Raw genomic sequence first — 8,765 nt, 5'->3', positions numbered from 1 at the left:
GGGATGGCGCCTCGCGCAAACCGATTATTCATTAGACCCCTGCAGCGTCAGATCGGGCGAGGCGCAGATGGCGTCCGAAGGCGTCGCCGCGACCATCTTTTACCGGCTCCTCGCGGAAAGCATGACACGCGAGGCGTTGCTCGCTCGCTACGAAAAGCTGTTCACGATTCTCGCTCGGCGCGCGGACTGGCAGGGCCGCGCGCCGCTGATCGATCTGGTTCGCGACTGGGCCCGGCTCTATCCCGAAGACGAAAAGCAGGTCACGCGCATCTTTCTCGAGGCCACCGGCGGCGCGACGGCGAGCGCGGACTTGCGCGACGCCACCGCCCGGCTTTCCTGTTCGGGTGCGCATGGCAAGCTTGCCGACTTTCTTCGCGATTTGCCGCTCTATCGCCAGGCCTTCGCCGCAGCCACCGATCAAGTCGCGGCGGGCAAGCTCGCACTCGATGCCGATCTCGCTCCGGAACTCTGGATCACGAACCCCGACGTCCATATTCCCGCGGCGCCGTGGGACGAGAAAATGGCCGAACCCTTGGTGATCGACCTCAATACGGCCGACGCTACCAGCCTGGCCTATCTCCTCGCAGGCAATCGCGATCTCGCATCGCGGCTGATCCAGGCGCGCGACAGCGCGCGTTTTTCGAGCATCGACGATGCCGTGACGAGGGCGAAGCTTACGCCCGGCGAGGCGAGCGAAATCGCCCGATTCCATCGGCAAATCGGCGATCTGCCTGCGTTTACGCGGCGTTGAGCGGATATCGGTTTGGCGGCAAAGTGATGGGAGTATCGGGACTATGGCTCGGGTGAAGTTCGCCTTGTCGCTGCTATGCTGCACCATAGCGCTCTCCTTGTTGGGCAGTGAGATTGCCGCCGCCCGTCAAGAGCCGGCGCCCTCGGTGGTCCCCCTTGACGTTGAGTTCGGTAAATCGCCCGCGCCGGTCGAGGCGTCCGGCCGCGACCATCTTCTCTACGAGATGCGATTGACCAACTATTCGGGGCGCACGATCGTCCTGACGGAAATCGACGTCCTCGACAGCAACGGCGGCCGTCCACTCGGCGCATTTGCGGCGAAGGATTTGGCGACAATGATTACGACGCCCGGACAGCAGAAGGAGGGCGCCGATCGTCTCCAGATCGGGCCTGGCGGCTTTGTCGTTGTCTATTTCGACACGGCGGTTCCCAAGGGGGCAGGGGCCGGGTTGCGCCTCGGTCACCATATCCATGTGGCATCGGCATCAAGCGGGCCGCCCGACCCATCGCGCACTATTCTGAAAGCCCCGCCACTGACGGTGAGCAGCGAGGCTCCGCTCGTGGTGAACGCACCGCTTGGGCCGGGCCACTGGCTCGCGGCCAATGCGCTGTCGAACGATTCCGACCACCGCCGAACGATCGCGGTCGTGGATGGCCAAGCCCGGATCGCGCAGCGCTACGCAATCGATTTCGTGAAGATCGATGCGCATGGCCGTGCCTTTACGGGCGATCCATCGAAGAACGAAAGTTGGGCCGGATATGGCGAACCGGTTCTCGCCGTCGCCGATGCGGTCGTCGAGCGCATCCTTGATGGCTTGCCCGACAACCAACCCCTGGCCCCGCCTGCCATCAAGATCGGCCTCGATACGATTGCCGGTAATCATATCGTCCTTCGGCTGCCGGGCGGAGAGCGCGTCCTTTACGGACATCTCAAGCCCGGCAGCATAAGAGTGAAGGAAGGCGAGCGGGTGCGCATGGGCGAGGTGCTCGCGGCGCTTGGCAACTCGGGGCAATCCGATGCTCCGCACCTTCATATCCATGTCGCCGATGCAGCGTCGCCGTTGGGTGCAGACGGTCTGCCCTTCGCTTTTCGCAGCTTCCGACTGGAAGGCTATGCGCCGTCGCTCGATATTCTCGACAACCCCGGCGGGTGGACCGGACCCGCAACATCCGGCATCGCTACGCGGCATAGGGAACTGCCCACGGATCTGGCCGTTATCGCCTTTTAATCGCTCGCCGCCCCCTCGGGATCGAGTATCGCGCGCCCGGCAAGGACAATGTCCACAAGATGATCGAGGACCGCACGGATACGCGGAGACCGACGAAGATCGGAATGAACAAGCAGCCAAAGCTCGCGGCTCGGTGGCGGTGAGGGTTTGGCCACCAGCGCGAGCCGCTCGTCGGGATCGCCGAGAAAACGTGGCAGAACCGCCAAACCTATCCCGGCAGCCGCCGCTTCGTGCAGCGTGGCCAATTCGTTGCTGCGAAATGCCAGGCGCAAGTCCGGCTCCAGCCGTCGCAGCCATTGCTGTTGGAGCACATGATCGAGGCTATCGTCATAGCCGAGAAAATCGCCGTCGCAGGCTGCGGTTTTCGCAAGATAGTCCCGCTGGCCATAAAGACCGAAAGCCATCGTTCCGACACGCCGCGTCACGATCGAACCCGTCGTCGGCCGACTGAGGCGGATCGCGATATCGGCATCCCGGCGCGACAAGCTGATGGCGCGGCTATCGCCGGCAAGTTCGAGCTCGATCCCGGGATATCGGCGCCGAAGCGCCGTCAGGCGGGGCGCGATAAATCGGCTGGCGAATGTGGGCGGCGCGCTGATCCGCACCACGCCTGCCAGATCGGACTGCCGGCCTTGCGCCACGCGCGCGATGTTGAGCGTTTCCTCTTCGACGCGCGCCGCAATATCCGCGATCGCCTCGCCTTCGGGCGTAAGGCTGAAGCCGCGACCGGACCGTTCGAACAGACGCATGCCAAGCCCTTCTTCGAGCGACGCAATACGGCGCGCGACCGTGCTGTGTTCGGCTCCCAGAGTGCGGGCCGCGGCCGAGAGCGTCCCCGACCGGAAAAGCGCCAGAAAATATTTCAGATCATCCCACTGCATCTGTGCATTTTTGCACAATAACTGGGCATACTAAAGGAATTACTGTGCGCGCACCCATGTCCTAAGCAGCCCGCTTCCAGAGCGAAGGAGCGAGAAGATGGCACGAGTGGTGAAAATGCACGCCGTGGGGGATGCGGCTGTTCTGCGCGTCGATGACCAGCATGTCGGCGATCCTGGTCCCGGCGAGATCCGCCTCCGTCAAGCCGCGGCGGGGGTAAATTATGTCGATATCTATCACCGGACCGGTCTCTACCCCGTAGCCCACCTGCCCGCCGTCCTTGGTGTCGAAGGGGCCGGAGTGGTCGAAGCGCTGGGCGATGGCGTCACCCATCTTCGTCCGGGCGACCGGGTCGCTTGGGCGGGCCTGCCGATGGGCGGCTATGCCGAAACGCGCCTGCTGGCGGCGAACCGGGCGGTGCCGCTCCCGTCACATATCTCGGATACGGTCGCCGCGGCTTCCATGTTGCGCGGTATCACGGCGCACATGCTGCTGACGCGCGTCGCACGCATCTCGCCTGGAGATATCATCCTCATTCATGCCGCCGCAGGCGGCCTTGGTCTGATCTTGAGCCAGTGGGCGCGCAAACTCGGAGCAAGCGTCATCGGGACCGTCGGCTCGCCCGAAAAGGCGGCGCTGGCGAAGAGCTTCGGCCTCAACCATGCGGTGCTTTACAAAGAGGGCGATTTTGTCCGCGAGGTTCTGAACATCACCGGCGGCCGGGGCGTCGATGTCGCCTTCGACGGTATCGGGGGCGACGTCTTGCTGCGAACCCTCGATTGCGTCCGACCTTTTGGCCTGGTCGTCAGTGCGGGCCAAGCCTCGGGGTCGCTCCCGGCAATCGATATATCCGAACTGGGCCCGCGGCGGTCGCTCGCCTTGGCCCGGCCTAGCGTCCTTGCTTATATGGCCGACCTTGATTCCTATCGGAAAGCCGCGGCCGAATTGTTCGAAGAACTGGAAACCGGACTGCACGTGGAGATCGGCGCGCAATTTGACTTGGCCGACGTGGCCAAGGCGCATTCTGCCCTCGAGGCCGGACGAACCACCGGTTCCGTCTTGCTGACGTTCTGACCCTGAGCAGGAAGATTTGAGCGATGAAAGACTGGATTTCGTCCGCCATCGCCGAAAGAAAAGGAACCTGATGATGAAGTACCTCGTCCTTTCGCGGCGAACGCCGGAATTTCGTGGAGAAGTGCTTGGGGAGCACTATGCCTTTCTCGACCGCCTGCGCGATGCAGGACGGCTCGAATGCGCCGGTCCCTTCACCGACCAATCCGGCGGCGCCTATATATTGATTGCCGCCAGCCTCGACGAGGCGAAGCAGTTTGCCTTCAAAGATCCGTTGCACACGCAAGGCTGTTCCCAGCTTGATGTCCTCGAATGGAACGCGGATTGAGTCATTGCGGCCGTCTTCCGATCGTGCCTGGAGGATGGTCTCTTTTCGGTGAAATTCAGCAAGAGCGATCCGTTCGGCATGGGGGCCGCGGCCGTCAACCCGGATCTCCGCTCTTCCCATTTCGATTGCGCGACCGTCATCGTGAAGGCCGGGCCGCGCGCGGGATAAACTCCCGACCCGGGTTCTCCTAGGCCCCTTAGATACACATCCGACGCGGCCATCTGCCCTTCTGCCAGCCGCGCGACGCTCGCATTCCACCCTTGGTCGAAAAGTCAGGGGCGCTCGTGACCTAAATCTTTCGGGTCCGGCCAACCCGGCTAGAGGTTGCATCACGACGTGATCGGCACGGGTCGGGAGGGGAACAAGCGATGGACCGGCGGCAATTTATGGCGGGTGCGGCTTCGATCGGGATCAGCGGCATCTGGGCATCGCGTCTGTCCGCGGCGCCCTCGCAAATGGCATGGCGAGAGGATCGCCGCCTCTTTCCCCAGGGTGTGGCGTCGGGCGACCCCGACGACCATAGCATCGTCCTGTGGACCCGGCGGCCGTTCGACGCGGGCGACCGTCATGAACTGACCGTCGAGGTGGCGCTCGATCCGGACTTTCACCGCGTCGTCGCGGCGTCGCGCACGCCAGTGCTGGCGGCCGCCGACTGGACGTGCCGGGCGCTGGTCGGCGGACTCTCGCCGGCGACGGTCTATTGGTATCGTTTTATCGACAACAGCGGCGCGGGCAGCCGGATCGGGCGGACGATCACGGCCCCGCGCGCCAACGATCAGCGACCCGTTCGCTTTGCCTTCGTGTCCTGCAACAGCGTCAACGAAGGCGCGCAGAACGCCTACGCCCGCATGATCTGGGAGGATCAGCGCGCGGCGGCCGACCGCAAGCTCGGCTTTGTGCTCCATCTCGGCGACTTCATCTACGAAGTGGTCGAATATCCTGAAGAAACGCCGCACCGCTATTCGCGCACGGTCTATGATCTCGGCCACATTCCCGACGCGCGCAAGGTCGGCAATTTCTATGTGCCGACCAATCTCGCCGGCTACCGCCACGTCTATCGCGCGCATATCGACGATCCCGATATCCAGGACGCCCGGGCCTATCTTCCGTTCGTGTGCATGGGCGACAATCACGAATTCTCGTGGCAGGGCTGGCAGAGCTTCATCAAATATGGCGCCACGGTCGAGCCCGCGCAGCCGCTGCGCGTCGCGGCCAACCAGGCGTGGTGGGAATATATCCCCTCGCGCGTCCGCAAGGCATCGGGCGCCGCGCTGGAGCAGTTCAGCCCGCCGGCCGTCGAAAAGGTGGCGATCGACACCTTCGACGACGATGGCTTCGGCACCGAAACCAACAACCGCATCGCGGTCGGCAGCATGACGGCCTACCGCGCGCTGCGGTACGGCAAGCATGTCGATCTGATCCTGACCGACCTGCACAGTTACAAGGCGGCGGACCCCACCGATCGGCCCGAGGCGGCGGCGCTCGACTCCGGCGACTATCCGGTGATCCCGCAAGAGTGGCTGGAAATCGTCGACGGCGGGCGGGATTATGCGGGCGGCAAGCCGCCTGCGATCATCGCGATCGGCGACAAGAGCATTCCCAATTATCGCAAGGACGAACCCGCCCATACTGTGCTCGGCCGGGAACAAAAGGCGTGGCTCAAGGCGCGGCTGACCCAGTCGACTGCGACCTGGAAGATCTGGGGCGCGACCAACGGCACGCTCGACATGCGCACCGATCCACAGAATCTTCCGGCGGGGCTGGTGAAGGACCGATGGCCGGGCAGGGATTATGGCACCTTTGGCGGCGGCGACATGAGCGGGGCCTTTGCCGAACGTGCCGAGATCTACGATCTCGTTCGCGACGAGAAGATCCCGGGCTTCGTTACCGTTTCCGGCGACCGCCACAGCTTCTGGGCTGGTTATGCAGCGCCTGCCCTCCCGCCTGCGGAATTCGCGCCGGTCGGGCTCAGCTTCATCACCGGTTCGATATCCGCTCCCGGTCTTGGCGAAGCTGCCGAGTTCTTCAAGGAATCGGCCTTGCGCCCGCTCTATGTTCGAAAGGTCGAAGGCGCTCCGCCCGAACACACGATCAACCTCACAATAAAGCGCGGGGTGCGCTCGGCGCTCGAATATGCCGCGAGCGGCGACATCGAAGCCGCCCGGGCGCTGACCAATCCCGACGTTGCGCCCCATCTCGAATTCGTCGACATGGCCGGTCACGGCTATGCTGTTGTCAGCGCAGGGCCCGACACCATCGAAACCGAGTTCGTTTGCATCGTCCGCCCGATCGCGCGGGCGACAACCCCCGATGGCGGTCCGCTTCGCTACCGCGTCTCGCACCACGCCCAAATGTGGCAGCCAGGGGCCCGGCCCAGGCTCGAACAGCGCATTGTCGAGGGGGACGCGAAGCTCTCGATCTGAAGCTCTCGTCGGATAATCGGCTGCAACGAGCCCGGCGGAGATCAAGTTTCCAGCGGCCGCTGAAATCCGCGCGGCTATTCTATGATGGCCTTTTGCTGCAGCGACCGGATTTCATTTTCGCTTACAGCCCAGTCGGTCAGGCTACCGGGAAAATCGGGCCTGGAAACCACGGGGCCCGGTGACCGGAGGGTGGACCGCGAAAATCGCGGCGCGGGTGCCGGTTGCAACGAGCGGCCCGAATGAACATGCGCTTCACGCGCACGATTTGCGGGATGATCGGCCGCCTCGCCAAAGGTTAGCACTGGCGAGACGCAGGCATCGAGCCGATCGAAAATCGCGCACCATTCGCGCTGCGAACGCGAGCGGAATATCGGCTCGATCCGGCGCGTGCGGTCGGGCCAGACGTCGGGGTTGAGATAGTCGGGAAAATCCCCGGGGTCGAGGCCAAGCCCCGCCAAAAACGCATCATGGAACTCGCGCTCGAGCGCGCCAACGGCCATGTGCCGGCCATCGCCAGCTTCATAGCAGCGATAGAAATAGGCGCTTCCGTCGAGAAGATTACCGGTGCGTCCCCGGTTCCACAGGCCCATCTGCATCCAGCCCGCCATCTGGGTCAGCAGAACCGAAATGCCGTCAACCATCGCCACGTCGAGAATCTGGCCCTTGCCCGATCGCTGCCGCTCGACCAGCGCAGCGAGCACCCCCATGGCGAGGAATGTGCCGCCGCCGCCGAAGTTACCGACCAGATTGAGCGGCGGCGTCGGCGGCGCGTCACTTGGCCCGATAGGATAGAGGGCGCCGGCGAGCGCGAGATAGTTGATGTCATGTCCCGCGCGCGACGCCAGAGGGCCGGCCTGCCCCCACCCGCTCATGCGCGCATAAATCAGACGCGGATTGGCTGCGCAGAGTATTTCGGGACCGAGTCCGAGCCGTTCCATCGCGCCCGGGCGATACCCTTCGATAAGAACGTCTGCCTTCATCGCCAGATCGCGAACGAGATTGCGTCCCTCGGGCGATTTCAGGTCGACCGCCACCGCGGGGCGGTTGCGATAGAGAAAGTCGAATTGCGGATCGCCGCCAAGCGGGCGCCCGGCGCCGAAGCGTTCAATGCGCAGGATGTCGGCGCCCAGATCGGCGAGCAGCATGGCGCCAAAAGGCGTCGGACCAAGCCCGGAAAATTCCAGAATCCGAATACCGGCAGCCGGCGGCGCAGAGCCATTTTCTTTTTCTATCATAGGCTTGATATCCGTCTCCCCTAGCGGACTCGCCGCCTATATTCCCATCAGTTGAAAAATATACTAGCCAGTATACGCTTCTCCTGTCACTATCTGATTCACCAGACCGGCGCAGACCGGACGATCAGAGGAGAGCGAGATCATGTCTGAGATCACCCCGAGCGAATTGCGCTTCACCCGGACCGAGCGGGTTACCATGGGCGTCCCCACGGCTGAGGCGATTGCCGACCAGGCCGCCAAGATGGGGTGCAACAAGGTTTTTCTGCTGGCATCGACGACGCTGCGCGAACAAACCGGCGAAATCGGCTTGATCGAGGCGGCGCTTGGCGACCGCCACGCCGCAACCTTCAGCGGGATCGCGCCGCACGCACCGCGCAGCGATGTCCTCAAGGCCGCCGATGCCGCACGCGCCGCGGGTGCCGACCTGATCGTCTCGGTCGGCGGAGGTTCAGTCACCGACAGTGCAAAGATCGTCGCCCTGCTGATCAAGCATGATGTGCGAAGCGTCGAGGCGTTCGAACCGCTGCGCACCTTTGTCACCGATGCGGGCGAGGTGATCAACCCGATCACGATCGGTCCCGATATTCCGGTCATCTGCGTGCCGACCACGCTTTCCGGCGGAGAGTTCAACGCGCTGTCGGGCGCCACCGACGAGGTCACCCAGCACAAGCAGGGCTATGAACACCGCAACATGGCGCCCGTCATGGTCGTTCTCGATCCCGCGATCACGCGCCATACGCCCGAATGGCTCTGGCTCTCGACCGGCGTCCGCTCGGTAGACCATGCGGTCGAGACCTTGTCCTCCTACCAGTCGAACGACTTTGCCGACGGCCTTGCCGAAAGCGCCCTG

General features: G+C 63.7%; 8 protein-coding genes. 6 read left to right on the top strand and 2 right to left on the bottom strand.

Annotated elements, in window-relative coordinates:
• Both ABS88_RS00595 and ABS88_RS00590 read left to right on the top strand, forming a co-directional pair.
• On the top strand, window positions 1-751 hold a 751-nt coding region (locus ABS88_RS00595), incomplete at its 5' end, for a ComEA family DNA-binding protein (RefSeq protein ID WP_286748662.1).
• Between the two features lie 100 nt (window positions 752-851).
• Window positions 852-1,979 (top strand): M23 family metallopeptidase, encoded by a 1,128-nt coding sequence (locus ABS88_RS00590; RefSeq protein WP_286748661.1) that lies wholly within the window; start codon window positions 852-854, stop codon window positions 1,977-1,979.
• Here ABS88_RS00590 and ABS88_RS00585 read toward each other — a convergent pair.
• Window positions 1,976-2,860 (bottom strand): LysR family transcriptional regulator, encoded by an 885-nt coding sequence (locus ABS88_RS00585; RefSeq protein ID WP_286748660.1) that lies wholly within the window; start codon window positions 2,858-2,860, stop codon window positions 1,976-1,978. The two genes, ABS88_RS00590 and ABS88_RS00585, sit on opposite strands and share 4 nt — an antisense overlap.
• Window positions 2,861-2,957: 97 nt before the next feature.
• Between ABS88_RS00585 and ABS88_RS00580 the strand changes: the two genes are divergently transcribed.
• From ABS88_RS00580 to ABS88_RS00570, 3 genes are all read left to right on the top strand, one after another.
• On the top strand, window positions 2,958-3,932 hold the full coding sequence (locus ABS88_RS00580) for a quinone oxidoreductase family protein (RefSeq protein WP_286748659.1): 975 nt from the start codon (window positions 2,958-2,960) through the stop codon (window positions 3,930-3,932).
• Window positions 3,933-4,005: 73 nt separating this feature from the next.
• Window positions 4,006-4,257: a YciI family protein gene (locus tag ABS88_RS00575; protein ID WP_286748658.1), complete on the top strand. Its 252-nt coding sequence runs from the start codon at window positions 4,006-4,008 to the stop codon at window positions 4,255-4,257.
• A 386-nt stretch (window positions 4,258-4,643) separates the two neighbouring features.
• The gene (locus tag ABS88_RS00570; RefSeq protein WP_286748657.1) at window positions 4,644-6,680 is read left to right on the top strand and encodes an alkaline phosphatase D family protein; all 2,037 of its coding nucleotides are present in this window, start codon (window positions 4,644-4,646) and stop codon (window positions 6,678-6,680) included.
• A 74-nt stretch (window positions 6,681-6,754) separates the two neighbouring features.
• Here ABS88_RS00570 and ABS88_RS00565 read toward each other — a convergent pair whose 3' ends face one another.
• The gene (locus ABS88_RS00565; protein ID WP_502686123.1) at window positions 6,755-7,825 is read right to left on the bottom strand and encodes a CaiB/BaiF CoA transferase family protein; all 1,071 of its coding nucleotides are present in this window, start codon (window positions 7,823-7,825) and stop codon (window positions 6,755-6,757) included.
• Window positions 7,826-8,057: 232 nt separating this feature from the next.
• On the opposite strand from ABS88_RS00565, the gene ABS88_RS00560 reads away from it, so the two are divergent.
• The coding region (locus tag ABS88_RS00560) for an iron-containing alcohol dehydrogenase (RefSeq protein ID WP_286748655.1) at window positions 8,058-8,765 on the top strand (708 nt) is incomplete at its 3' end.

The sequence above is a fragment of the Sphingopyxis sp. SCN 67-31 genome (assembly GCF_001725095.1).
The sequence above is the reverse complement of the archived record's forward strand: the minus strand, read 5'-3'. Positions and strand labels throughout refer to the sequence as shown.

Coding starts and splice junctions, on each gene's coding strand:
- ABS88_RS00575 (WP_286748658.1), top strand. CDS start 4,006: ATGAAGTACCTCGTCCTTTCGCGGCGAACGCCGGAATTTCGTGGAGAA.
- ABS88_RS00570 (WP_286748657.1), top strand. CDS start 4,644: ATGGCGGGTGCGGCTTCGATCGGGATCAGCGGCATCTGGGCATCGCGT.
- ABS88_RS00585 (WP_286748660.1), bottom strand. CDS start 2,860: ATGCAGTGGGATGATCTGAAATATTTTCTGGCGCTTTTCCGGTCGGGG.
- ABS88_RS00580 (WP_286748659.1), top strand. CDS start 2,958: ATGGCACGAGTGGTGAAAATGCACGCCGTGGGGGATGCGGCTGTTCTG.
- ABS88_RS00565 (WP_502686123.1), bottom strand. CDS start 7,825: ATGCTGCTCGCCGATCTGGGCGCCGACATCCTGCGCATTGAACGCTTC.